Annotated in this window: 21 protein-coding genes and 1 tRNA gene; 6 read left to right on the top strand and 16 right to left on the bottom strand. The window is 62.3% G+C overall.

Features of this window, described 5'->3' with window-relative positions; all coding sequences use genetic code 11:
• Positions 1-47: 47 nt before the first annotated feature.
• Positions 48-818, top strand: a complete 771-nt coding sequence (locus tag FQV27_RS05585) for a DeoR/GlpR family DNA-binding transcription regulator (RefSeq protein ID WP_147096886.1) — start codon at positions 48-50, stop codon at positions 816-818.
• 8 nt (positions 819-826) lie between these two features.
• Here FQV27_RS05585 and cueR read toward each other — a convergent pair whose 3' ends face one another.
• Both cueR and FQV27_RS05575 read right to left on the bottom strand, forming a co-directional pair.
• Entirely contained in the window at positions 827-1,264 is a 438-nt protein-coding gene (cueR, locus tag FQV27_RS05580) for a Cu(I)-responsive transcriptional regulator (RefSeq protein ID WP_147096885.1), read from the bottom strand.
• On the bottom strand, positions 1,261-3,762 hold the full coding sequence (locus FQV27_RS05575; protein ID WP_147096884.1) for a heavy metal translocating P-type ATPase: 2,502 nt from the start codon (positions 3,760-3,762) through the stop codon (positions 1,261-1,263). The genes cueR and FQV27_RS05575 overlap by 4 nt, the downstream gene beginning before the upstream one ends.
• A gap of 163 nt (positions 3,763-3,925) precedes the next feature.
• On the opposite strand from FQV27_RS05575, the gene FQV27_RS05570 reads away from it, so the two are divergent.
• A complete protein-coding gene (locus FQV27_RS05570; protein WP_147096883.1) occupies positions 3,926-4,567 on the top strand; it encodes an FMN-binding negative transcriptional regulator in 642 nt (213 codons plus the stop codon).
• 94 nt (positions 4,568-4,661) lie between these two features.
• On the opposite strand, the gene FQV27_RS05565 is transcribed toward FQV27_RS05570, so the two are convergent.
• Genes FQV27_RS05565 through FQV27_RS05545 form a run of 5 tightly spaced genes read right to left on the bottom strand, consistent with a single transcriptional unit; the run spans position 4,662 to position 9,337 of the window.
• Positions 4,662-5,993 carry a glutamine synthetase family protein gene (locus FQV27_RS05565; RefSeq protein ID WP_147096882.1) on the bottom strand — a complete coding sequence of 444 codons (1,332 nt, stop codon included), beginning with the start codon at positions 5,991-5,993 and terminating at the stop codon, positions 4,662-4,664.
• 3 nt (positions 5,994-5,996) lie between these two features.
• Positions 5,997-6,821 (bottom strand): ABC transporter permease, encoded by an 825-nt coding sequence (locus FQV27_RS05560; protein ID WP_147096881.1) that lies wholly within the window; start codon positions 6,819-6,821, stop codon positions 5,997-5,999.
• Complete coding sequence (locus FQV27_RS05555; protein ID WP_147096880.1) at positions 6,818-7,696, bottom strand: ABC transporter permease; 879 nt, start codon at positions 7,694-7,696, stop codon at positions 6,818-6,820. Before FQV27_RS05555 ends, FQV27_RS05560 begins: the two co-directional genes overlap by 4 nt.
• Positions 7,697-7,744: 48 nt before the next feature.
• The gene (locus tag FQV27_RS05550) at positions 7,745-8,527 is read right to left on the bottom strand and encodes a transporter substrate-binding domain-containing protein (protein ID WP_147096879.1); all 783 of its coding nucleotides are present in this window, start codon (positions 8,525-8,527) and stop codon (positions 7,745-7,747) included.
• Positions 8,528-8,551: 24 nt separating this feature from the next.
• The gene (locus FQV27_RS05545; RefSeq protein ID WP_147096878.1) at positions 8,552-9,337 is read right to left on the bottom strand and encodes an ABC transporter ATP-binding protein; all 786 of its coding nucleotides are present in this window, start codon (positions 9,335-9,337) and stop codon (positions 8,552-8,554) included.
• 89 nt (positions 9,338-9,426) lie between these two features.
• Between FQV27_RS05545 and FQV27_RS05540 the strand changes: the two genes are divergently transcribed.
• The 3 genes from FQV27_RS05540 (at position 9,427) to FQV27_RS05530 (ending at position 12,966) form a co-directional block, all read left to right on the top strand.
• Positions 9,427-10,125 carry a type 1 glutamine amidotransferase gene (locus tag FQV27_RS05540; RefSeq protein ID WP_147096877.1) on the top strand — a complete coding sequence of 233 codons (699 nt, stop codon included), beginning with the start codon at positions 9,427-9,429 and terminating at the stop codon, positions 10,123-10,125.
• 114 nt (positions 10,126-10,239) lie between these two features.
• Positions 10,240-11,598 carry a glutamine synthetase family protein gene (locus tag FQV27_RS05535; protein ID WP_147096876.1) on the top strand — a complete coding sequence of 453 codons (1,359 nt, stop codon included), beginning with the start codon at positions 10,240-10,242 and terminating at the stop codon, positions 11,596-11,598.
• Between the two features lie 57 nt (positions 11,599-11,655).
• On the top strand, positions 11,656-12,966 hold the full coding sequence (locus FQV27_RS05530) for an NAD(P)/FAD-dependent oxidoreductase (RefSeq protein WP_147096875.1): 1,311 nt from the start codon (positions 11,656-11,658) through the stop codon (positions 12,964-12,966).
• A 22-nt stretch (positions 12,967-12,988) separates the two neighbouring features.
• On the opposite strand, the gene FQV27_RS05525 is transcribed toward FQV27_RS05530, so the two are convergent.
• The 3 genes from FQV27_RS05525 to rlmB all read right to left on the bottom strand — a co-directional run bounded on the left by FQV27_RS05525 (position 12,989) and on the right by rlmB (position 14,922).
• Positions 12,989-13,408 carry a CoA-binding protein gene (locus FQV27_RS05525; protein ID WP_147096874.1) on the bottom strand — a complete coding sequence of 140 codons (420 nt, stop codon included), beginning with the start codon at positions 13,406-13,408 and terminating at the stop codon, positions 12,989-12,991.
• A gap of 219 nt (positions 13,409-13,627) precedes the next feature.
• Positions 13,628-14,050: a YHS domain-containing (seleno)protein gene (locus FQV27_RS05520; RefSeq protein ID WP_147096873.1), complete on the bottom strand. Its 423-nt coding sequence runs from the start codon at positions 14,048-14,050 to the stop codon at positions 13,628-13,630.
• Between the two features lie 71 nt (positions 14,051-14,121).
• On the bottom strand, positions 14,122-14,922 hold the full coding sequence (gene rlmB / locus FQV27_RS05515) for a 23S rRNA (guanosine(2251)-2'-O)-methyltransferase RlmB (RefSeq protein ID WP_147096872.1): 801 nt from the start codon (positions 14,920-14,922) through the stop codon (positions 14,122-14,124).
• Positions 14,923-15,066: 144 nt separating this feature from the next.
• Here rlmB and FQV27_RS05510 point away from each other — a divergent pair.
• Positions 15,067-15,150 (top strand) — tRNA-Tyr (locus tag FQV27_RS05510).
• A 53-nt stretch (positions 15,151-15,203) separates the two neighbouring features.
• Here FQV27_RS05510 and FQV27_RS05505 read toward each other — a convergent pair.
• From FQV27_RS05505 to FQV27_RS05480, 6 genes are all read right to left on the bottom strand, one after another.
• Complete coding sequence (locus tag FQV27_RS05505; protein WP_147096871.1) at positions 15,204-16,217, bottom strand: LacI family DNA-binding transcriptional regulator; 1,014 nt, start codon at positions 16,215-16,217, stop codon at positions 15,204-15,206.
• A gap of 3 nt (positions 16,218-16,220) precedes the next feature.
• Positions 16,221-18,665: a beta-mannosidase gene (locus FQV27_RS05500; protein WP_147096870.1), complete on the bottom strand. Its 2,445-nt coding sequence runs from the start codon at positions 18,663-18,665 to the stop codon at positions 16,221-16,223.
• A 190-nt stretch (positions 18,666-18,855) separates the two neighbouring features.
• The gene (locus FQV27_RS05495; protein ID WP_147096869.1) at positions 18,856-19,368 is read right to left on the bottom strand and encodes an Imm26 family immunity protein; all 513 of its coding nucleotides are present in this window, start codon (positions 19,366-19,368) and stop codon (positions 18,856-18,858) included.
• 18 nt (positions 19,369-19,386) lie between these two features.
• Positions 19,387-23,751, bottom strand: a complete 4,365-nt coding sequence (locus FQV27_RS05490; RefSeq protein ID WP_147096868.1) for an RHS repeat-associated core domain-containing protein — start codon at positions 23,749-23,751, stop codon at positions 19,387-19,389.
• A gap of 6 nt (positions 23,752-23,757) precedes the next feature.
• A complete protein-coding gene (locus tag FQV27_RS05485; protein ID WP_147096867.1) occupies positions 23,758-24,195 on the bottom strand; it encodes a DcrB-related protein in 438 nt (145 codons plus the stop codon).
• Positions 24,196-24,236: 41 nt separating this feature from the next.
• Positions 24,237-25,583, bottom strand: a 1,347-nt coding sequence (locus FQV27_RS05480; protein ID WP_147096866.1) for a type VI secretion system Vgr family protein, incomplete at its 5' end; no start/stop codon positions are given.

The raw sequence follows: 25,583 nt of genomic DNA, 5'->3' as shown, positions 1-25,583 counted from the left end.
TGCGCGCTTTCGTTGCGTCAGTTTGCAAGCCTGTGAATGGGGGAGACATGGCGCTCAGCATCCGTCAGAACGAGATCCTTGAACTCGCGCGGGCCGAGGGTCGCGTCGTGGTCGATGATCTGGCGCAGCGCTTCGATGTGACGCTTCAGACGATCCGCCGCGATCTGGGCGATCTGGCAGAGGCAGGACTGGTCGACCGCGTCCATGGCGGCGCGGTGCCGCGCATGGGCATGGTCAATCTCGGCTACGAGGCGCGGCGACGGCTGCATTCCGACGCGAAGGCCGCGATCGGCGTCGCCTGTGCGGCGGCGATCCCTGACAATTCCAGCCTGATCCTGAACCTTGGCACCACCACGGAAGCGGTGGCGCAGGCGCTGATCCACCATTCCAACATCACCGTCATCACCAACAACATGAATGTCGCGAACATTCTCGCCGCGAATCCCGGTTGTGAAATCATGGTCGCGGGCGGTGCGCTGCGACGGTCGGACGGCGGCCTGGTGGGAGAGCTTGCGACCCAGTTCATCGAACAGTTCAAGGTCGATTACGCGATCATCGGCACCTCGGCGCTGGATCTGGACGGTGACATGCTGGACTATGACCTTGCCGAGGTCCGCGTCAGCCGCGCCATTTTGCGGCAGGCGCGGCGCACCTATCTGGTGACGGACCATTCCAAGCTTGACCGCTCGGCACCGGCACGGATCGCAAGCGTGGCAGAGATCGACACCATCTTCACTGACCAGCCCTTGCCCGAAGCCTTGGCGCAGCGCTGCCGGGACTGGGGCACTCGCATCCAGATCAGCGGCAGCGGCGGCTGATCGCGCGCTTAGACAGCACCACGGCGCGCACGGACAGTGACCTGTTCGTCACCCGCCGGATCAGCCTCCAGGCTTTGCAGGATCGGGCAGTCGGGCCGGCTGTCGCCGTGACAGGCATCGACAAGAACGCCAAGCGTGGCAGCCATTTCCTGAAGGTCACGGATCTTGCTTTCCAGAACCGTGATGTGATCGCGTGCGATCTGCTTGACCTCGGCGCTCCGGCGCGTCTGATCGCGCCAGAGGCCAAGCAGCTCGCCGATTTCGGCAACCGAAAAGCCAAGATCGCGGGCGCGGCGCACAAAGCGCAGCGTATGGAGATCGGATTCAGAGTAATCCCGATAGCGCGAGGCCGTGCGAGCAGCATGCGGGATCAGCCCCGTCTGCTCGTAATAGCGGATCATTTTCGCCGAAACGCCTGACGCGGCGGCAGCCTGACCGATATTCATTTCGCCTCCTTCACAAGTGCCGCCGGGATGGGCGGCTGAAAGCGCCGCAGCCGCAGCGCGTTCAGCAGGACGAAAACGCTCGACAGCGCCATGGCCCCGGCCGCGAAAACCGGCGACAGCAGGATACCGAATGCCGGAAACAGCAGACCAGCCGCCACCGGGATCAGCGCGATGTTATAGGCAAAGGCCCAGAACAGGTTCTGACGGATATTGCTGATGGTCGCCTTCGACAATGCAATTGCCGTCGGCACCCCCTGCAGACTGCCAGAGATCAGCACGACGTCCGCAGCCTCGATCGCAATATCGGTGCCGGTGCCTATCGCAATGCCGATATCTGCCTCGGCCAGTGCCGGGGCGTCGTTGATACCGTCGCCGACAAAGGCCAGCGTCCCGTAGTCGCGCTTCAAACGCCGGATCGCCTCGACCTTGCCGTCGGGCAGAACCTCGGCCACAACTTCGTCAATATCAAGGCGCGACGCGATAGCCTGCGCCGTGCTGGCCTTGTCGCCGGTGATCATCGCCACCTTGAGCCCGAGCTCGTGAAGTGCCCTGATCGCGGCTGGCGTCGTGCCCTTCACCGCGTCGGCGACAGCCAGAACGGCTGCCAGACGCCCGTCGATTGCAGCATAAAGCGGCGACTTGGCGTCCCCTGCAAGCCGATCAGCCGCATCCGAAAGCGCGGCGATATCAATGCCAAGCTGGTTCATGAAGCGGTCAGCACCGACCTCGACACGCGCGCCGTCAACAATGCCGCGCACACCGTATCCCGTCACCGATTCAAAGCCCGTAACCTGCGGCAACCGCAGCACCTCGGCCTCGGCAGCGGCTATGATCGCGCCCGCGACGGGATGTTCTGACCGCATCTCGACCGCGGCGACCTTGCCCAGCACATCGCCTCGATCAGAATGGCCGGCCAAAACCAGATCGGTCAGCTTTGGTTTGCCTTCCGTAAGCGTCCCGGTTTTGTCGAGGGCGACGACCTTCGCGTCGCGCAGAACCTGCAACGCCTCACCCCGGCGGAACAGCACGCCCAGCTCGGCCCCACGCCCCGTTCCGACCATGATCGAGGTCGGCGTCGCAAGACCCATCGCGCAGGGGCAGGCGATGATCAGAACGGCAACAGCGTTCACCAGCGCGAAGCTCAGCGCGGGTGAGGGCCCGAATGTCAGCCATGCCAGAAAAGTTGCAGCCGCGACGACCATGACCGCGGGCACGAACCACATCGTCACCTTGTCGACCAGACCCTGGATCGGCAGCTTTGAACCCTGCGCATCCTCGACCATGCGAATGATCTGGGACAGCACGGTATCGCTGCCAACCGCCGTCGCGCGAAATATCAGTGCGCCTTTCTGGTTCACGGTGCCGCCCGTGACGCGCGCCCCCGGAGCCTTGGCGACGGGCAGAGGCTCGCCCGAGATCATGGATTCATCGACATGGCTTTCACCCTCGGTCACTTCACCATCGACCGGAATCCGCTCGCCGGGGCGGACTTCGACCACATCGCCGGCGCGCAGCTCGGCAATCGGGATCTCATCGGTCGCCGCGTCGCGCCGAACGCGCGCGGTGCGCGGCTGCAGCCCCACAAGATGCCGGATCGCATCAGAGGCACGGCCCTTGGCCCGCGCCTCCAACAGACGACCAAGCAGGATCAGCGTGACGATGACGGCAGCGGCCTCGAAATAGACATTGACCGTGCCTGCGGGCAGAAGGCCCGGCGCGAAGGTCGCCACAAGAGAATATCCATAGGCGGCAAGCGAGCCGACAGCGACAAGCGAATTCATATCCGGCGCGCCTTTCAGCAGGGCCGGAATACCCGCGCGATAAAAGCGCATGCCCGGACCGAACATCACAAGCGAGGTCAGCATGAATTGCAGATACCAGCTGTTCTGAATGCCTATGGTCGAATGGATCAGGCCATGAACGCCGGGAATGAAATGTGACCCCATCTCCATCACGAAAACCGGCAGGGTCAGCAGCAGCGCCAGCGTGAAATCGCGGCGCAGCTTATGTTCCTCCTCGGTCTTGCGCGCCTGCGCGTCGCTCCGCTCGTCGGCTGAACTTTCAAGCGACGTGGCCTGATATCCTGCGCCAGCGACTGCGGCGATCAGTGCCGAAGCATCGGCCGTTCCCTCGATCGAGGCGCGTTCGGTCGCAAGATTGACCGATGCCCCGGTGACGCCCGGCACCGCCTTCAGCGCGCGTTCCACGCGCCCGACGCACGAAGCGCAGGTCATGCCCTCGATCCCCAGTTCGACCGCGCCGCGCGGCACCGAATATCCTGTGCGCTCGACGGCTGCGACCAGGGCCGCGGGGTCCACCTGCCCCGACGGTGTGACGCTGGCACGCTCGGTCGCAAGGTTGACGGAAACATCCGCCACCCCCGGCACCTCGCGAAGCGCGCGCTCAACGCGTCCGACGCAAGAGGCGCAGGTCATACCCTCGACCGGCAGCGTTATCGTGGCGCTGCCATCCGCCTTGACGTTCGTGACCGAATTCATCGCCGTTTCCTTCCTTCTCTGACAAGGTCCGGCTCCTCATATGAGGGTTCCAACGATTGGAAGGTCAAGGCCCGGTTCGACATTTTGTTCAGCCCGTCAATCGGGACCGGCTTGACTCGCGCGGAGCCCGCAGCCAATCCTTCAGCGCCAAGCGGATGCCAGCATGTATACACCGCCCCATTTCAATGAAGTCGACCGCGACCGCCTTCATTCGGTGATCGAGGAAAATCCGCTTGGAATTCTGGTCACGAATTCCGCAGGCTTGCTCGACGCGAACCATATTCCGTTTCATCTCGACCGGACCGCGGGCGAATCCGGCACGCTGGCCTGCCACGTTGCGCGGCAGAACCCCGTCTGGCAGGAACTCGCGTCGGGCGACCCTGTGCTCGTCGTGTTCCGCGGCAGCGATGCGTATATTTCGCCGCAATGGTATCCCAGCAAACAGATTCACCACCGGCAGGTGCCGACCTGGAATTATGTGGTCGCACATGTGCATGGAAGGGTGACGATCCGCGATGATCCGGCATTCGTTCGCCGCAACGTGGCGCTTCTGACGCGCCATCACGAACAGGGACAGCCTGCCCCCTGGAAGATGGGCGACGCCCCGCGAGACTATATCGACGCGATGGTTCAGGCGATCGTCGGGCTGGAGATCGAGATCACGCGGATCGAAGGCAAAGCGAAGCTGAGCCAGAACAAGGACATGTCCGACATCATCGGCGCAAGCGTCGCGCTGACCGAACGGGGCGATGCGGCAATCGGTTCCGCGATGCAAGAGGCAGCGTCGCGGAAGGTCCGCGAATAAACCGTATCCGGGCGCCCCACGCCGCCCCGCGCGTCTTGCTTGCCAAAAAGGAAGCAAACCCGGCCGAATGGCAGTTATTTGACTGCCGATACAATCACACTGTGTCCAGATAAAGCTCGACGGTTTCTTCGTCCGTCAGCTCTGCCATGTAATGCAGCTCCTGGCGCTTGGTCATGACGAGGTTGTCGATGAGATGCTGCGAGAAGACGCGCTTGATCTCGGGGCATTCTGCGAAGGTCTCGATCGCGTCGGACCAGGTGCCCGGCAACTGGTCAAGCTGCTTGTCATAGGCGTTGCCTTCAAACGCGGGGGGAGGGTCGATCTGGTCTTCGATTCCATTCAGCGCCGCGCCAAGGATCGCCGCGATCATCAGATAGGGATTCACATCGCCACCAGCCACCCGGTGTTCGATCCGACGCGCGCGGTTCGGGGATGACGGGATGCGGATGGCGGCCGTCCGGTTCTCATAGGCCCAGCCGATCCCTGTCGGCGCATGGGCATTCGGCACCAGTCGGTCATAGCTGTTTTCATGCGGCGCGAAGATCAGGGTCGATCCGGGCATCGCCCGCAGAAGGCCGCTGACCGCGTGGCGAAGCGCGGGTGCGCCCGCCTCGGTGCCATTGTCGAAGATGTTGCGCCCCTCGGCATCGAGAACCGAGAAATGCATATGCAGCCCCGACCCTGACCAGACGTCATAGGGCTTGGCCATGAAGCTTGCAGCAAAGCCGAATTCGCGCGCCACGCCCTTGGTCAGCATCTTGAACAGCCAGGCATCATCCGCCGCCTTCAACGGATCGGCCTGATGCATCATGTTGATCTCGAACTGGCCAAGCGCAGCTTCGGAAATCGCGGTGTCTGCGGGGATGTCCATCTGCTCGCAGCAATCGTAAAGCCGCGTGAAGAACTGATCGAATGCGTCGAGCGCCCGGAGACTGAGCGTTTCGGCACCCGTACGCCGCTTCCCCGACCGGGGCGAGGGCGGCACGCGCAGGGTCTTTCCGGAATCGTCGATGATGAAAAACTCCATCTCTGTGGCGACGACCGGCGTAAGCCCCGCGGCCTTGTAGCGGTCCACGATCCGGGCGAGTGCCTGCCTCGGGTCGCCTTCATAGGGGCGGCCATCGGGGTGGAACATCCAGATCGGCAGCAGCGCCGACGGCGCGCCAAGCCAGGGCATGGGCATGAAGCCACGTTCGGTCGGCATCAGCAGCGCATCGGGGTCGCCGGTTTCGAAGACCAGCGGGCTGTCCTCTATATCCTCTCCCCAGATGTCCATGTTCAGCACGGAATACGGAAATTTCGTTCCCTCGCTGAGGATCTTGTCTGCGAAGCGCGCCGGGATGCGCTTGCCACGCGGCACGCCGTTAAGGTCGGCGGCCGCCACACGGATCGTGCGGACTTCGGGATGCTCGGCTAGCCAGCTCATCAATCACCTGATCAGTTGCGGTCGGTATCTTATCCGGCGCGCCGCGCCCGGAAGATGTCGGTTCAGCCGCCGGTTGACCACACCGAAAATCGAGATGAGCAGCAGCGTCAGCAGGATGAAATAGGCGGCGATAATCGGGTAGGCAACGAACGGGTTGAACGTCTTGTCGGCGAAATAATTCGCGTAATAAAGCGCATCACCCTGCTGTGCGAAGGCCGGGAAGCTGGCGAAAAAGACCAGCGTGGTGGCATGGAACAGGAAGATCGCTTCGTTCGTATAAGCGGGCCAGGCCAGCCGCATCATCGTCGGCCAGACCACCCGGCGGAACTTTCGCCAGCCCGTCATGCCATAGGCGTCCGCAGCTTCCAGATCGCCCTTCGGGACCGATTGAAGCGCCCCGTAAAAGATTTCGGCCGAATAGGCGGCGGTGTTCAGGACCAGCACGATCAGCGCGCCCGCCCAGGCCTTCGTCAGCCAACTGGTCGCGACGGTGATGCCGAAAATCTCGACGCCGCTGCGCGGCAGCAGCACGAAAAGCTGGTAGGCCAGGAAAAACTGGATGAACAGCGGACTGCCCCTGAACAGGAAGATGAACCATTCCGCCGGTTTGCGAAGCAGGGCGTTGTCAGATGCCTTCGCCAGCGCCACCGCGTTGGCAATGAAGAAGCCGAAAAACAGCGCCAGCGTGCCGAAATAGATATTCCAGATCAGGCCAGAGCCGATAAGCGTGAACTGGGTGCAAAGGTCGAAATCCGTGCGCGGCAAAAGCCGCTCGCCAATGCCGATGGAGCGCAGTCCGTAATCGGTGATGGTCTGCGCGCAATTCATGACGCGGCCTTTCGCATCGCTTCGCCGGCCATAGTCGCCTGCCCCAGGGACAGGCGCCGTCTCACGCGCCGCAATACCCGTTCCGAAACCGCTGTCATCAGCAGATAGAACACGAGAATGCCAAGGAAATAGTAAAGCCGCCAGTCGGGATGCGGATAGGAAAACGTGCTTGTCTTGGACGAGCCAAGCTCTCGGGCCCAATACACGATATCCTCAACCCCCAGCAGGAACAGAAGCGGGGTCGCCTTTATCAGGATCATCCACAGATTGGACAGGCCGGGCACGGCATAGGACCACATCTGCGGAATCAGCACCCGCCGCGTCACCTGCCTTTGCGTCATCCCGTAGGCCTCGGCCGTTTCAAGCTGGGCGCGCGGGACCGAATTCATCGCGCCATAAAGCACGTTCGATGCAAAGGCCCCGAAAACGATCGCGAAGGCCAGAACCGCAAGGAAGAAGCCATAGCTGTCATGGACCCAGGGCGCGCTGTCGGAACGCGGCAGCTTCGCAGCGGCACAAACGACGAAATCGTTGCCCTGCCGCACAGGCACCGAGGTGTCGCAATAGACCCGGCTGCGCAGATATTCGAACAGCTGGTCGAGCGCGATTGGCACGAACATGAAGAAGATGATGTCGGGCACACCACGCACCATCGACGTGTAGATCTTGCCGAACCAGCGCACAGGCAGGATCTGAGAGCGAGAGGCAAGTGCCCCGCCAAATCCGAACAGCAATGCCACCGGCGCGGTGATCGCAAGCAGCAGAAGTACCGTGCCGAAGCTTGAATAGAAGCGCAGATGCGTGCCCGTTGTCAGGTAGCATGACAGCCATCGAAGGCCTTCGAGCGATTTCGGATCGGCGCAGTATTCGAACATGTCGGCATGGCCCCGCCGCCGCAAATGGCGGCGGCGGGGCAGCGATCCTTATTCTGCGACCGGGGTGATGGTTGCGTCGGCCTTTGCGACCGGCTCGCCATCGGCGCCGAAATAGGTCGCGCCATCGGCGAACCATTTTTCGATCAGGCCGTTCAGGGTGCCGTCCTCTTTCATCGCGGTGATCGCCGCATCCAGCTTGTCACGCAGCTCCGTGTCGGACTGGCGCAGGCCGATGCCGATACCGCCACCCAGCGGAACGTCCTCGCCGACCCAGGCAAGTTCGCCATTCGATTCGTTCACCGCAGGCTCAAGAAAATCCTTATCGGCAAAGACCGCTTCGGCTTCGCCGTTGCGCACAGCGGCAAGTGTCTCGTCCGGGGTCGCGAATTCCAGCAGCGTCGCGCCCGATTCTGCAACATGCGCTGCCTGTATCGTAGCGGTCTGTGCGGCAACGAGCGCGCCTTCACCGACATTGGTGTCGGCCGACAGCGCCGCATAGGCCGAAGCCGCCGGCGGGAAGTAGTTCTGGGTGAAGTCGATTTCCTGCTTGCGCTCGTCGGTGATCGACATGCCCGCCATGATCGCATCGTAGTTCGACGATTTCAGGTTGGGGATGATCGAATCCCAGTCGTTCTTGACCCACACGCATTCCAGTTCCGCGCGCTTGCACACCTCGTTTCCGACGGCGATATCGAAGCCGTCAAGCTCGCCCGCGTCGTTGACGAGATTATAAGGAGGGTAGGCCCCCTCGGACGCGATGCGAACCGGCGCTGCCGCAGCGAAGCCTGCGCTCAGCGCGAGGGCTGTCGCGGCAAGTATCAGCTTTTTCATGTTGTGTTCTCCCGTTGGTAAAAGTCACACCGCCATAGTGGCGCTGAGGAACTGGCGCAGCCGTTCAGATTTCGGCGCGCCAAAGACCTGATCGGGCGGACCTTCTTCTTCGATCCGTCCCTGATGCAGGAATACGACGTGGTCACTTACATCGGCCGCAAGCCGCATGTCATGGGTGACGATAATCATGGTGCGATGTTCGGCGGCAAGGTCCTTGATAACGCGGACCACCTCCTGCTGCAGCTCCGGATCGAGCGCGCTTGTCGGCTCGTCAAACAACAGGGCTTTCGGCTCCATGCACAAGGCGCGTGCAATGGCGGCGCGCTGCTGCTGGCCGCCAGAAAGTTGCGCCGGCCAGGCGGGGGCCTTGTCGCCAATGCCGACCTTGTCCAGAAGGCTGCGCGCGCGTTCTTCGACCTGCGCGGCAGGCTGACCCAGAACCGTAACCGGCGATTCCATGACATTCTGCAGGATGGTCATGTGCGACCACAGATTGAACTGCTGAAACACCATCGAAAGCTGGGTTCGGATGCGCGTCACCTGCGCGCGGTCAGCGGGCGCACGCGACAGGCCCTCGCCCTTCCAGCGCACCGGCTCGCCCTGAAACAGGATCTCGCCCTTCTGGCTGTTTTCCAGAAGATTACAGCACCGCAGAAGCGTCGATTTGCCGGACCCGGACGAGCCGATCAGGCTTACGACGTGGCCGCGCGGGGCGCTCAGCGAAACGCCCTTCAGCACCTCCAGCGGTCCGTAGGACTTGTGGAGGTCGCGGATTTCGATGACGGGCGTATCTGAACTGGTATCTGTCATGCTGCCGGTTATCTGGCGCGATTTCATCCCGGATTGCAACGCCTAGATGCGAAGCCTAGATTTAGGCAAACATCAAGCAGCGGCGAAACATGAAAATCGGCATTCTTCAAACAGGTCAGGCCCCTGATGGTCTGCGCGGGGCGCATGGCGACTACCCCGATTTCTTCCAGCGTCTGCTTGCCGGGCGCGGGCTGGATTTCCGCAACTACCATGTCGAGGCACTGGAATTTCCCGACACGGTCCGTGATGCCGACGGCTGGCTGATAACCGGCTCTCGGCACGGTGCGTATGAGGATCATCCCTTCATCGCGCCGCTCGAGGCGTTCATTCGCGACGCCTATGCGGCTTCGGTTCCGCTGGTCGGGATTTGCTTCGGACATCAGATCATTGCACAGGCATTGGGCGGCAAGGTCGAAAAATACGCAAGCGGCTGGTCCATTGGCGCGCAGGATTATGACTTCGGCGGCGAGACGCTGACCCTGAATGCCTGGCATCAGGATCAAGTGACGCAGCGTCCGCCCGTGGCCGAGGTCGCGGCAACCAACGGATTCTGCGAAAACGCGGCGCTGATCTATCCCGGCCATGCCTATACCGTGCAGGCACATCCGGAATTCGACGACGCTTTCGTCAATGGCCTGATCGAAACCCGCGCCAGAGGGGTCGTGCCGGATGACCTTCAGGAACGCGCGCGCGCGCGGATGGGTGGCAGGCGCGACAATGCGGTAATTGCCGACAGGATTGCCGATTTCTTCCACGCCATGCAGACTGCGCGGCAAGGCGCAGCGTAACCCGCCTGCCCGCCTGGTGTCCGGTAACGGGACCGGCGGGCATCCAAACTGCGACGGCCAGCCCCACGCCACTCTTTTGCGCAGGGCTGGCCGGACACGACATACAGGATTCAAATGACCCCCGACTGGCTTGAACAGACACCGAAGGCAGCGCAGGACTACGTTGCCAACCGCAGGCTGGACGAGATCGAATGCATCGTCGCCGATATCGCCGGCGTCGCGCGCGGCAAGGCGATGCCCGCGTCCAAGTTCGCGCGTCAGGAAAAGTTCTTCCTGCCAAACTCCATCTTCCTGCAGACCATCACCGGCGAATGGGCGGACAACCCCTCTGGCGCGTTTACCGAACCGGACATGATCCTGACCCCCGACTATCAGACGACCACCGCTGCGCCGTGGACCGCAGATTTCACGCTTCAGGTCATTCATGACGCATATGACCAGCAGGGCCAGCCTGTGCCGGTCGCACCACGCAATGTCCTGAAGCGCGTCGTCGGACTGTTCGAGGCACAGGGCTGGCGTCCTATCGTCGCGCCGGAAATGGAATTCTTCCTGGTCGCGCGCAATACCGACCCCAACCAGCCGATCATTCCGCCGATGGGCCGTTCGGGACGGCGGGCCGCCGCGAAGCAGGCCTATTCGCTGTCCGCGGTGGACGAATATGGCAAGGTCATCGACGACATCTATGACTTTGCCGAAGCCCAGGGGTTCGAGATCGACGGAATCCTTCAGGAAGGCGGGGCCGGCCAGATCGAGATCAACCTCGCCCACGGCGACCCGGTCCGTCTCGCCGACGAAATCTTCTTCTTCAAGCGCCTGATCCGCGAGGCCGCGCTGCGTCACGACTGCTATGCGACCTTCATGGCGAAACCGATCGAGGGAGAGCCGGGCAGCGCCATGCATATTCACCACTCTGTCGTGGATCTTCAGACCGGGCAGAACATCTTTTCCGACGACAAGGGCCGCGAGGCCGCGCCGTTTCTGCATTTCATTGCCGGAATGCAGGCCCATCTGCCCGCCGCGATCGCGCTGCTGGCGCCCTATGTAAACAGTTATCGCCGCTACGTCCCCGACTTCGCCGCGCCGATCAATCTTGAATGGGGCCGCGACAACCGCACCACGGGCATCAGGGTTCCGATTTCCGGGCCAGAGGCGCGGCGTGTGGAAAACCGGCTAGCAGGGATGGATTGCAACCCGTATCTGGGCATCGCAGCCAGCCTTGCCTGCGGATATCTGGGCCTGACCGAGGCCCGCGACCCGCGCCCGGAATGTCTGGGGGATGCCTATATCTCGGAAGATGAACTGCCGCTGACGCTTGGCGACGCGCTGGATCTGATGAGCGAAAGCAAGCCGATGCGGGAGGTTCTGGGCGATGAGTTCATCAATGTCTATGAATCGGTAAAGCGAAACGAATACAAAGAGTTCCTGCAGGTCATCTCGCCGTGGGAGCGAGAGCATCTGCTGCTGAATGTCTGATCGCCGCCGCAGTCATCCTGCGCCCGCCAGACCGGACCCCGAGGCCGAGGACGCGACATGAACCTGCTGTTTTCGAATGACCGGCGGGGCGAATACCCGCCGTCGCTTTACGCCGATCAGGTTGAACCTCTCGAACCGTTTCCATCGCTGCGCGGGGAACGGCGTGCCGATGTCTGCATTGTCGGGGGCGGCTATACCGGGCTTTCGGCCGCCATTCACCTTGCCCGTGCCGGGTTCGATGTCACCCTGCTGGAGGCACATCGCGCAGGCTTCGGCGCGTCGGGCCGCAATGGCGGTCAGATCGGATCGGGCCAAAGGCTCGACGTCGCGGAACTGGAGGCGATTGCCGGCAAGGACCGCGCGCATATTCTCTGGAACATGGCCGAGGAGGCGAAGCGCCTGACGCGTGCCTTTGCGGATCAGGCGGGCGTTCCGGTGCATGACGGCGTGGCGCATGCCTTCCGCAAACCGGAGGAGATCGACGCCGCGCGGCGCGGGCTGGAATTGCTGCAACGCGATTATGGCTATGACCGGATCGACCTGCTTGGCGGCGACGATTTTCGCGCCCTGCTTCCGTCGCCCGCCTATTGCGGTGGCGAGCTGGATCACGGCGCGGGCCATGTGAACCCGCTTGCCCTGGCGCTCGGCATGGCAAAGATTGCCGACGGCGCAGGTGCGAACCTGTTCGAGATGAGCCACGTGCATCACATCGCCTTCGCGCGCACGGCAAGCGACAAGACAATCGTGCAGACCGACACGGGCCGGGTCATCTGCGCTCACGTGATCCTTGCCGGGAACGGCTATCTTGGCAATCTGTCTGACAAGGTTGCCGCGCGCGTCATGCCGATCAACAATTTCATCGTCGCGACCGCGCCCCTGGGCGACACGGCGGCAGAGGTGCTGACACGGCGGATCGCCGTTCACGATACGAAATTCGTGGTGAATTACTGGCGGCTGGATGACGAAGGGCGGCTTATCTTCGGCGGTGGCGAGAATGTGAGCTATCGCTTCCCGCGCGACATTGCCGCAAAGGTCCGCAAGCCGCTGGCGCAGATTTATCCGCAGCTCGCGGATATTCCCTTCACCCACGCATGGGGCGGCACGCTGGCCATCACCATGAGCCGTCTGCCCTGTTTTATCCGCCCCGCACCCGGTGCGTTGTCGGCAAGCGGCTTTTCGGGACATGGCGTGGCGCTGGCGACGCTGGCGGGCAAGCAGATGGCCGATGCGGTGGCAGGCGAGGCATCCGGCTTCGACATCATGTCGGCGCTTCCGACCCCCGCCTTTCCGGGGGGTCAGATGCTGCGTTGGCCGCTGCTCGTCGCGGGAATGGGATGGTATGCGATGCGCGACCGGTTGGGCCTGTAACGCCCACTGTGACATGCCCCCGTCAGGAAAGCCGCGGGAATTCGATCTTCGGGCAGCGATTCTGCACCACGGTCTTGCCCGCCGCTTCGGCCTTGCGCGCCGCTTCCGGATGGGCAACGCCAAGCTGCATCCAGATGAATTTGAGGTCGGGCAGCGATGTCAGCGCCTCATCGACGATGCCGGGAACGGCGGCGGGGCGGCGGAAAATATCGACCATGTCCACCTGCACATCGTCCGGGATCGACGACAGGTCAGGATAGACTGTCTCGCCCAGGATTTCCTTGCCCTCATGGCCGGGATTGACCGGGATGATGCGGTAGCCAAACCCCTGCAGGAACCGCGCAACGCCCCAGCTTGGGCGTTCAGGCTTCGGCGAAAGGCCGACAACGGCGATTGTTCTGGTTTCATCCATGATGCGTCGCATCGTCTCGGCTTCGGACATCACACATACCTCCTGATCGCGCACAACCTTTCATAGAAAAAGCGCCCGGTCCATAAGACCGGGCGCAAGTCGCGGAACGAGGGACAGTGATCTGAGCGCGGCCGTTCCGTGGCAACGCGCCCGTGCAAAGAATATGGGGGCCGATTCGGCGATTCCAAGGCCTGTCGCGGATTTGTGAACGAAGCGGTCTTGAAACCGGCGGCACCAGCCGGCGCCGGTTCAGGGCTTGATCTTCAGCCACATGTCCTTGGCTTTCATCAGCATATCGCGCGGATGGGACAGCAATTCCTGCTTCCGGTTGGCAGAGCCGACGAAATAGACACGCTGCCCGATGGTCACGAACTGGCGCGGATCGCCCGGTTCCGACCGGCCTTCGGTCAGCGCGACGACACAAAGCCCATCGAAACCGGGCGTATAGGCGCGCGGATTTGCCTCGAACAACGCGCGATTGGCTTCCGAGGCAAAGTGATATTCGCGCCCGCGCCAATTGGTGACGATCTCTGCCCGGCCGGATACCGCCTTTTCCTGCGTCACATAGGCAACAGGGTCATACCCGCTCAGCGCCCAATCCTGCGCGAAAGCAGGAAGCGGCAGTGCCAGCAGCGCGGCAATCAGGGATGATTTCAATCGGTTGTCAAACATGGCGCGGTTCGTTTCGTCTGCACATGACATGGCATCCGACCCCGCGCCTGTCCATGATTCGGCGCGTGACCTCAAGCCGATTTGAAACGTCGTGCGGCGGCGTAAAGCCCGACCGCCGCGGCATTCGACACGTTGAGAGAGCCGAATTGCCCCGCAAACGGGATACGCGCCAAGTAATCGCACGTGTCACGGGTCTTTTCACGCAATCCCGGCCCCTCTGCCCCCAGAACCAGACAGACCGGGCGTCCCGCGACACGATCCAACACCTCCTCCAGCCCTTCATCGGTCTCTCCGGCAAGGCCGATGGTGACGAAACCGGCAGCTTTCAGCGCCTCCAGCGCATCGGCGAGGTTGCCGACCCTCAGATAGGGCTGCCGTTCCAGCGCGCCGGATGCAGTCTTGGCCAGTGCGCCCGTTTCGGGCGCGGCGTGGCGTGCAGGTGCAACGACCGCGCGCGCGCCGAAAACCTCGGCCGAACGCAGGATCGCGCCCACATTATGCGGGTCTGTCACCCTGTCGAGCGCCACGACAAGCGGCAAACCGGCGCCGCTGATCGCAACCTCATCAAGATGGCCCCAGCCAAGCGGCTTCACCTCCAGCGCGCAGCCCTGATGCACGCTGTCGGGCGGCAGGCCGACGGTGCGGTCGAAGACGCGGGCGTCGGTGATTTCTGGTGTCATCCCCGCAAGATCGCCAAGCCGGTCAAGCGCGTTCTGCGTCACGACAAGACGCAGCTTTTCGCGTGCGGGGTTCGCCAGCGCGTCGCGCACGGCGTGAAGGCCGAACAGCCAGATCGTTTCTGCCGCCGATGACTTTCTGGCGCGCTCTTTCGCGATCACCCAATCCGGCTTGCGGTTCTTCTGTTCGGCCATTGGCATCCCCTTTTGCCTGCCCTTCTGCGCCATACGGTGCAGCAGGCGCAAGCCCGAGCTGAATTTCTGCCAGATTGCGGCCCGATTCTTGCTTGACGCCCCGCGCCGCCCCGCTTATTTCCCCCTGACGCCGAATGGCTCGGCGGGCGACGTGCTGCAAGGTGCGGCAGCGGACTGTAACTCCGCCGGGGAGACCCATGCCTGGTTCGATTCCAGGGTCGCCCACCATTTTCCCGACGAACCGATCTCTTGGCCTCGATCCAAAGCCCGCGACGACGCGGTCATGTCGTGACGAGGTCGGTGCGCACCAGCTTCTGGCAAGACGCGCGATCTGCCCCGCCGATCTGGCGCAACAGAAGATCGGCCAGTTCCCAGCCCGACTGACGCCTTGAGAAATGAGAGGCATGGATGCGGCCGCCGACATAGCTGGCAAGATTTGTGCCGGCGCGCATCGCAAAGCCGATACCGTCGATCCCTGCGCCGATCCGTGCGCGCACGCCGGCGCGCGCGCCCAGCAACACCATCTCGTTCACGCAGAGGAACGCGTCGGCGCGATTTTCGCCTGCCAGATCGGCTGCAATACCGCGCGCGGCCTCTGCCGAGGGCTCTGCGTGAAAACGCAACGCCGGATCAGGGGAAAGACCATGTTCCGACAACGCGCGTTCATACCCGCGCAGACGCTGGCGCACAAATGTCTGCCCCATATCGCCGTCAATCAGCGCAATCCTGCGATGACCGTCGCGCAGCAGCGCATCCGTCCCCTGCCAGGCGGCATGTTCGTTGTCTATATCGAACCACGAATGCGCCGAAAGCAGTTCCGTCCGACCGAAGGTCACAAAGGGAAAATCGGCCTCCAGCAGATATTTGACCCGCTCATCCTGCAGACCGATATGATCAAGGACAATGCCGTCCGCCAGGCGCCCCTGCACCACATCGCGCACGCGGTCCAGTGATTGCTCGGCCGCGCTGACCGGCACGGCCCTGACTGCGTAATCGGTGCTGGCCAGGCGCGCATGTATCCCGTTCAGCAGCCCGACAGAGCCGGAATCGCCGACCTCCTCCTCGGGTGACAGACCCAGGAACGCCATGATAACGAAGGTCTTTCCGGTTCGCAGCCTGGCACCTTCCAGATTGCGGACATAGCCCATCCGCGTCGCCGTCGCGCGGACCCGATCGACCATTTCGGGGCTGATCCTGTCCCCATCCTTCAGGGCGCGCGCGACCGTCGTGACCGAGACGCCCATCTCGGCCGCGATGGATTTCAGCGTGACGGCGGGCGAACGCTTGGCGGACATTCCTTAGCCCTTCAGCGCCATGACGCCGGGTATTTGGTCGTCCAGGAGCCCCGTTCTGCGCCGGATTGCCGTCAGCGTCCGGGGCTGGCCAGGCAGAAGCGTCATCCCGTTATCGGACCAGACCGTATCGCCGCCGTGATCCCATGTCACCCACAGCGCCGGGCGGTCGGTCGTCAGTGTCACCGTTTCGCGCCCGTCGCTGTCGGTGCCATGCGCCGCCGTAATCTGCGGATTGCCGAGCGCGTATTCCTTGGGCCGGGCGGCCAAATAGTCATTCTCGCCATGATGCGCACCACCATCGCTCCAATCGAAATGCAATAGCGCATCAGAAGGTAACGCGTCGGGCGCAAACCGGGCAATTTCAAGTGCACGCTCGGTCGGAACCTCGATCTGCCAGCGGCCAAGCTTCTGGGGCTGGCCGTCGAACGGCACGACCTGCGCCGATACTGACAGCGGAACCGGCTGCGCGGTGTCATTCACCGCCCAAAGAACGATTTCGCCGGTGTCATGATCCGGCTGGGCCGAGATCAGGACCGGGGCATAGAAGCGCCGCGCGGCATAGTGCAGCACCTTCCAGCCGCCGCCATATTCAAGCCCGGCCCAACTTGCCACCGGCCATGTGTCATTAAGCTGCCAGTAGAGCGTGCCCATCGTGCGCGGCTTGTTCATCCGCCAGAACTCGATCGCGGTTTTCATGGCCATCGCCTGCGATACCTGGCTGAGCCAGACCATGTCGGAAAAGCCGTCAGGAAAGCGGAAATACCGCGCCAACGTCTCGACGATACGGCTGTTGCCGCCCGGATTGCGCTGGTGAACATCCATCACGTTGGACGACACGTTGCGATCCTCGGGCAGTGTAAAGCTTTCGATCACCCGCATCGACGGGAAAGACTGAAAGCCGAATTCCGAACAGAAACGCGGTCGCACGCTGCGATAATGTTCGAAATCCTTTGCCGAGTGCCAGACATCCCAGAAATGCATGTCGCCCGAGGCATCGTCATGCCAGCCATCGCCGAAGTTCAGCCGCCCGACCGAAGGACTGGACGGCCACCACGGCACATCGGGCGCTTCATCCTCGATCGCCTCCTCCAGCGCGTGGTTCAGTCGGTCATACATCGCGAGATAGCGGTCGCGGTCGGCCTTGCTTTCGTCGAACCAGCCAAGCGCCCCAACAAGTTCATTGTCACCGCACCAGAGCGCGAGGCACGGATGCGCCGAAAGCCGGCGGATCTGCTGGCGCGCTTCATGGCGGACATTGTCAAGCCACGCCCGGTCGGCTGCCGGGTACAGATTGCAGGCGAACATGAAGTCCTGCCAGACCATCAGACCGCGTTCGGAACACATCTGATAGAACCAGTCCGGCTCGTAACTGCCGCCGCCCCAGACGCGGATCATGTTCATATTCGCTTCGACCGCGCTGTCCAGCAGGTCGGCCACCACCGCCTGCGTCGCCCGCGCGGGCAAGGCGTCTGCGGGAATCCAGTTCGCGCCGCGCATGAAAATCTCGCGGCCATTCACGCGGAACGCGAAGCGGTTCCCGACCTCGTCAGGATCGCTGAGAAGCACGATCTCGCGAAGGCCGATGCGCAAGCGGCGATGCTCGTCCCCGATGCGCACGTCCAGATCATACATCTCCTGCGGGCCGTGTCCGACGGGCCACCACATGCGGGGATTGTCGATCTCGGCCGTCAGGGTAACGCGGCCACTGCCCGGCCACAGTGTCACATCGGTCGCGACCGTCTGCCCGTCGATGGAAAGCGAAGCACGGGTTTCGACGGGTCGCGCAGCATCGACAAGCAGGTCAACCGACAGCCGCACCCGGCCATCAGCGTGGTGCTGGCGGATCATCGCATCATCCAGCCGCAGCGGATCGGCCCGACGCAATTTTACGCTGCCATAGATACCCAAAGGGCTGAGCGCGATGTTCCAGTCCCAGCCCGCATCGCATTGTGGCTTTCGCAGGAAGTTGTAGTGCGGCAGACGGTTGTTCCAGAAAATATGCGGGACCGGGAACGCGAATTCATCCGCCTTGCGCTTCGCCTCTGCCGAGTTCGACAGAAACCGGATCGAAATCATGTTCCGCCCTTCGACAACCGCCTTGCTGACGTCAAGATCATGGCGAATGAAACGGTTCTGCAATTGGCCGACCGGCATGCCATTTACGCGAACTTCTGCCTGACAATCCACGCCGTCGAGGACCAGCGTATGCCGCCCGTCCGCGGGGGCCGGCAGATCGAACTCACGCTCGGCCAGCCACTCGCTTTCATGCACCCAGTCAAGGCTGACTTCGCGGTCGCGCCAATAGGGATCGCTGATCCGTCCGTCAGCCAGCAGCGCCGAATGAATGTCGGCGGGAAAATCCACGGCAAGACACTGATCGCCATTTACCTGCGACACGGTCCAGCCCTGATCGAGCGAAATTTCTGAAACCGAATTCTGACTATCCATTGTCCCAGCCCCTGACCGCGCAGACGCATCGCTCGCGCCCGAACAGCGATTCTGATTAGGTGTAACGATACACCCTCTTTATTTCCTGATTGTGCGCAGCGTCAAGGAGAAAAGTTTATCGTTACACCAAGTTGGATCGTGTTCATTTCATGATCCGGGCACGACATCCAAAGCGTGATCAGATCGGGGCCTACAGCCCCTCTGCTTCCAGGCGCCTCTCAATGGCTTGAGTAAGCGTTTCCGGTTGTTGAGGCAGGTTAAATCCGACGCGCCACGACCCCACATCATCGTCGGAAAGCGGGCCAAGCGTTTCGAACTGGTTCTCTAGCGTGAAATACGCCCAGTTTCCCGGCCCGGTCCCGCGCGCGAAGCGGATATCGTAAAGATCGTCCGGGTAGAAATCGGCGTCCTTGTGAACGACCTTCCACGGACGCTTTCGGTTCGGGGCGTCTATCGCGGTTATAAGCACGCCAGTCGGCCCGAACAGGCGCCCCGAATTGATGATCCCGTCGTCGAAATCCGGCGTATCGCGACGTGCGCGAAAAAATTCCGCGATGGTGGCGCCATCCTTTGCATTCATCAGCCGGCCAAACGCATAGGTGCCGTCGCTCAATGGCACGGCAAAGACGCTTCCCGCCTCTACGCCTTTGAATTTTCGACCGAACCAATCATAGCCGTCTTTCGCGGTACGTCTTTGATGCATAGCTTCGGGGCCCTCTACTTAGCTGCACGTCCGGGTCGTCGCCGTTACGCGGCTTCTTTCCTTCTGGTAGCCCTTATCAAACTGAACAGCGCGGGGATCGCCAGCCCTGACGCGATCCTGACTGTAGGAATCGACGCGGTTTCCTTCGAAGCCCGGCCCATAGCGCTGATTGTTTCCTTCATCGGCCCATGCGCCGAACTGATCCGAGCGCAGCGTCCCGGCACCGCCGTTCGAATTCTCGATGTGGTATTGCTCGGCACCACGCGCTTCGCCATAGGTCTGGACGCGCGTAATTTCATATTCGCGCAGGCCGCCATGCAGGCGGTTCGAATCCCGGTGTTCCTGCATTCGGGTGGTATATCGCGTCGCCTCGGTCTGGCCGACATAGACGGTCCGCACGAGATTGCCCTTCGAATCGAATTCGCCCAGCCCGTAAACCACATAGCCTTGCCCACCAGCGCCGGGATAGCTTGGCTCTACCAGCCCATACGGGTCCGTTCCTGACAGCGGATCGGTCGGATAGGCATAGACATTCGCACCGCCGAGCAGACCGAGCGGGTCCTGGTTCAGATAGATGCCCGCAGCCGGATCATAATGCCGGAAGCGGTTATAATGCAGGCCGGTTTCCTCGTCGTGATACTGGCCCTGAAAACGCAGGTTCTGTTCGACACGATCGACCAGAACGCGATCGACACCGCCCCATGCCTTCAGCGAAACCTGCCAGACGAGCTCGCCATTCTCGTTCGAGACTTCCTGTGGGGTTCCAAGGTGGTCAAGCCAGTACAGCAGGACGCGCGCCTCTTCCTCGGCCGAGTGGCGACGGATCTGGGCCGCGGGACGGAAGGTTTCCGGTTCGTGCACGTAAACGACGGCAAGGGGATCGGCCGGGCCGCTTGCATCGCCGCGCCCTTCGGCAAGCAGCACCGGGCCGTCCCACAGGAACCACGTCACATCGTCGCGAACCAGTTCCGCGATGCTGTCTGTTCCGGGCGCGCCGGGCGCATTGGCTGCCGCAATAACCTCGTGATGGGACTTGCTGACGCGCCGACCAAGCGCATCATAGGCAAAGCGCGTCCGCCGGCGGGTGCGACCGCGCGTCTCATCAACCTCGATCAGCCGGTTGTCGTCATTATAGACGTAGCGGAACTGATGCGATCCGCCCTGCCCGCGGCGCATGGCGATGCGATTGCCCGCGTCGTCGTATTCGTAATGGCAGTCGCCACGCATCATCAGCCGCCCGTGCTGGACCGACGCATCGCGCGGATTATCGACGCCGATCAGCACCGTGTTCGCAGGATCGAACCCGAACCGCTCCTCGTGGTCGTCAGAACTGGCGCTGCGCAGACGATTGCGCTGATCGTAGCCGAAAACAGTCTCGCCATTCGTCAGGCTGCCGATCGAGGTGATGTTCGACACGCTGTCATAGCTGTAGCCGCGCGCAAAGACGGGTTGCCGCGCGGCGCTGCGATACCCGGCCTGACGGCGAATCCGGCCCTGCGGATCGTATTCGGTTTCGCGCGTGACGGCCCCGCCCTGACGCCGCAGTTCTCGGCCGATGCGGTCGCGCCGAATGTCGACGATCTGACGGTCGCCGTAATGGACCGCCGCCAGTGCGTTATTCGCGTCATGGCCATAGCGGATGAAACGCCCATCCGGCAGGATCGTGGTGGTGCGCAGGCCACGATCACTATAGCTGTGCAGAAGCTCTGCCCCGTCCTGAACCTCGGACAGAACATGTCCCAGCGGATCGTGGACGTAACGCAGCTTGCGTGATGGATTATCGGCGAGGGTCATGCGGCCCAGCAGGTCGTATTCATAGCGCGCCCAGCCACCATCGCTGCTTTCGCGAAGGATCAGCCGCCCCATCGCGTCACGCTGATAGCTGTGATGCCGATAGCCGTCGCGCACCGTCACAAGCTGACCGGCAAGGTCATAGCCATATTCCATCCGGCGGCCGTCATAAGCGGTCTCGACCACGACATTGCCGCTGCCGTCATATTCCAGTCGATAGCTGTCGCCGACCTCGTTTGTCAGCGCGGTCAGCCTCATTTCCGTATCGTAATCATACTGAAGCCGGGTGCCGTCGGGATTTCTGCGCGTCACAGGCAGGGACAGGCCGCGCCAGTCCCATTGCCAGACCGCGCCCTTGGCATCGCGAACTTCGGCGACATTACCATCGGCATTATACGCCGTGCTGATCCGGCTTCCGGCAGCATGCATCACCTGCACGACGCGGTCGCAGGGGTCGTAATCGTAAGTGACCGGCTCCACCCCCTCGACTTGTCGCCGGGCCAAGCGCCAGAACCTGTCATACTCATAGCTGACCGTGCCGCCGGCCGGCGTGCGTTCTGATTTAAGATACCCCGCCTTGCCCCAGGAATAGCGGCGGAGCGTTCCCTCTGCGTCCTGAATGTTCAGGGTCAGTCCGCGCTGATCGCGCAGAATATGAATGCTGTAGCCAAGCGGGTCCGTAACCTGCACGAGGTTTCCGCGCGCGTCGTATTCCCGCTCCGTCGCGTGACCAAGCGCATCCTGTTCCAAGGCCACATTCATGAAATTCCGGCTGAGCGGGTCGTCACTGGCATAGTCCAGCCGTGTCGCCGCGCCTGCACGGTCGGTCGTTTCGACAGGGCGGCCGAATTCGTCATGCTGCCAGCGCGTTTCGGCCCCAGTCGCGTCGCGCAGAACAAGCAGTTCAGCGAAGCGGTTATATTCCATCTCGGATTGCTGGCCAGAGGGGCCGGTGACATGGGTCACCAGACCGTATCGGTCATAGCCGAAGATTTCGACCGCGCCGGTCCCGGTGACGCTGCGGGTGATGCGCAGATCAGGGTCGAACTGGAACTCTCGGTAATGCAGGTCGCCGTCACCCCACGTCCGGATGCAGCGCGCTTCCGTCCCGCGTGCGACATCATCCCATTCGAAATGGTATGACAGCCCGCCCCGAAGGGTTTCCCTGACCATCAGATGGTTGCGGTAATCGTGCCTTGTTTCAGCCCCGACTGCATCGGCAATCGCCGTCAGGTCGCCATGCGGACCATAGTGATAGCGGACCAGTATCTGCTGCTGCTCTGCGTCGCTGCGCGCCACGGACAGGAAACGGCCTTCCTCGTCATGCGTGAACAGATAGGCGATCTCGTCCGCGCCCGTCACGCGGATCAGGTTGCCGGCACCGTCATAATCCAGTGCGATGCGATTGCCATTGGCATCCGCGATCAGGTCCAGCCGCAGCCGGCCCTCGCCGCCCGGAACCGGGCCAAGCCGGTATTCAAGTCCGCTTTGCCTGCGGATCACCCAGTCATCTTTGCCGCGACAGATCGCGACCAGCTTTTCTGCGCGGTGATAGAAGCTCTGCCCCGTTTCCATCTTCGGCAACAGGATCAGGCGCCCTTCCTCCAGCCGCAGAACATTGCAGTTCTCGGCCGGGGCAAGTGCCATGTCGAGCGGGTGGTGCCACTTGCGGCCAAGCGCGCCGTTCTGGCTGGAGGAGGACAGCCAGATACGCGCCCAGTCGATCTCGATCAGGCCCGAGATCGTGAAATCGACCTGCCGCGTGTAAAGCTCGCCCGAGGCCACATCGACGGGGTGCCCCGAGAAGACACGGTTGCGGAAGCCATTCGCGAAACGCCCGCCAAGCCCGCCGCCAATCATGCCGAACAGTTCTTCGCCGATGACGCCGCCGGCCTCGCCAAACAGCGCCTCGCCGATCTGTCCGCCGATTGGGGCCAGAATGGCCGAGCCGAGCATTCCCCCCAGGGCATTCGCCCCGAAGGTCATCAGGCTGCACAAGCCGCCCGCGGCGAAGGCCGCCGCAGCCCCGAAGGTCAGCGCGACAGCACCGCCGACGATGACCATGCCCATCGCGACATCGACCATCCATTGCGGGACTTCGGACTGGATTTCCAGATACTGGGCGGTTTCTGCGCCGATGAAGATGTTGTCGAAATCGGATTTGACGGTCCCGTCGCATTCCGACACGTCATCCGTTCGCACCGCAGGATATTCGTTCAGGAAAACGCTGTCGCTGCCCGTTGCGAGGCGTTTCTTGCCGTGGTTCTTGCAGTCAACCGTGTCGATGATGGCGCGTGCCGCGGCGATGCGCGATGGCCCGTAAAACACGTTGGGCGAGCCGGTCGAGATCGGGCCTTTCGGGCTTTTTGCAAGCTGACCGAACCTCATCCCGGTCAGCGCCCCGCCACCTGTCGCCGCAACGATGCCCCCGGCTGCCGCTATGACCCCAAGCGCCGCGCCGCCGGTGCCGATAACCGCCACGAGCGCAACCGCCGCCGCCAGACCGAGCGCCGCCCCGATGAGAAAGCCCATCATGGCAGAGCTGTGTTCGATTTCGTGACCGATATGGGCGGCTGCTAGCGCGGCGGGCATCTCGACCTACCGGGTCCAGGAAACCGAATTCAGGATCTCGTCGAACACCGGCTTCACCTCTTCGAAATTCTCGCGGGCTGCGGTGACGACCACGGTCTGCACGATCCGGGAATCGATGTCGGTCTGAAAGAATATCTGCTGCTGCTGCAACATCACCCCTTGCGGGCGCATGCAGAAGGACAGCTCGACCGCCGGAACACCGCCAAAGGTGGTCTGCTGGCGGCTGAGAAGATCGAAATTCTTCACCTGCCCCATCAGTTCTTTCAGCTGGCGGTTCACGAACTTGTCGAGATCCTCGTTGCCCTGCATCTCGCCCTTCGAGCACAGAAGGTTGGGCAGGACCTTGTAGCTTGGCTTGGGCGGGGCGACCCAGGTAATCATGCTGCGATCGGCCCAGCCATCGGGGACGTTCAGGGTGAAGTTGTCGGTCAGGCAAACGGACATGGAAGCTCTTTGATGAAGGGTTGGTTCAGCGAAATTTCTGCTCAGAGGATGCTTGCGCGACGCGCACCACCCCCGCCACCAGAGGGCGTCGACGCATCGGTATCAGGTGCGGTTTCTCGCGGGTTCACGTAGGTTTCGGCACCCTCGATGATGACCTGACCCTTGCTGATCTGGATGAAATTATTGGCGTCTGCTTTCAGCAGGATGTTTGGCGCTTCCAGGACGATCCCGGTCGCGGCCTTCACCGTCACGGCACCGGATTCCGATACGGTGATGATATCGTTCTTCACCGTCGTGTACTGACCTGCCGCAAGCACCGAGATATGCTGTTCACCGGTCTTCACGGTGGTCGAGTGGTTGCCGGTTTCGACCGTCATTGCGTGGTTGCCGGTTTTCACGGTCAGCGAGTGATCGCCCTTCGACACGGTTGTGCCGTCATCGCCCGTCACCTGAAGCGTCCGGGAGCCGCTGACGGATTCGCTGCGATTGCCGGTGACACTGACCGACATGTTGCCCGTGACGCTCTCGCCGTGATTGCCGCCGACGCTCAGTGTCTTGTCGGCTGCGATATTTTCGGTGTGGTTGTTGCCGACGGTGATGGTCTTGTCATTGCCGACCGACTCGGTCTGGTTGTTTCCGATCGTTTTCGCGCGATTGTTTCCGATATTCTGGTTCTGGTCGTTCAGGATCATGACGCGATGGTCTTTCTGACCATGCATATAGATCTCTTCGCCGCCGGCCTGATCCTCGAAGCTCAGTTCATTGAATCCGCTGCCCTGATGGGTCTGCGACCGCAGGACCATCTTGCTTTTGTTGTCGGGCAGGGGATAGGGCGGCGCGTTCTTGCCGTTGAAGACATTGCCGCAGACGACTGGCTTGTCAGGGTCGCCATCCAGAAATTCGACCATGACTTCCATGCCGATACGGGGGATCATCATTCCGCCCCAGCCGCCACCAGCCCAGTTCTGCGAGACTCTGCAGCGCATGGAATATTTCTCGTGCAGATCCCAGTGGAACTTCACCAGAATCCGCCCGTATTCGTCGCAGTCGATCTCGCCCTCGCCGACAACCTCGGCGGTTTGCGGGCCCTGGACCACCGGAACGCGGGTCCGGCGCGGTGGCGCCATCGGGGCCGTGTCGGGCATCAGCACATAGCGGCCCGTGAACGCATAGCCGTCGCTGTCCTGCCCGCCAGAGCCATAGGCCTCGCTGACAAAATGATGCGTCGCTGACAGGCACAGATAGCTGTCGCCCGTGCCGGGGATCCGGTCGCCCGACAGCACAAGACGCATCCCCGAACCCAGCGAGACGCAATCCCCGATCGCCCGGTTCCGACGGTCGCCGCCGCGTTCCTGCGCCATGCGCAGCGCCGAAACGATCCGCCCGAC

Origin of the sequence: Paracoccus aurantiacus (assembly GCF_007993065.1) — a bacterium.
Taxonomy (GTDB): Bacteria; Pseudomonadota; Alphaproteobacteria; order Rhodobacterales; family Rhodobacteraceae; genus Paracoccus; species Paracoccus aurantiacus.
This window is presented reverse-complemented; position numbering and strand designations above follow the sequence as displayed.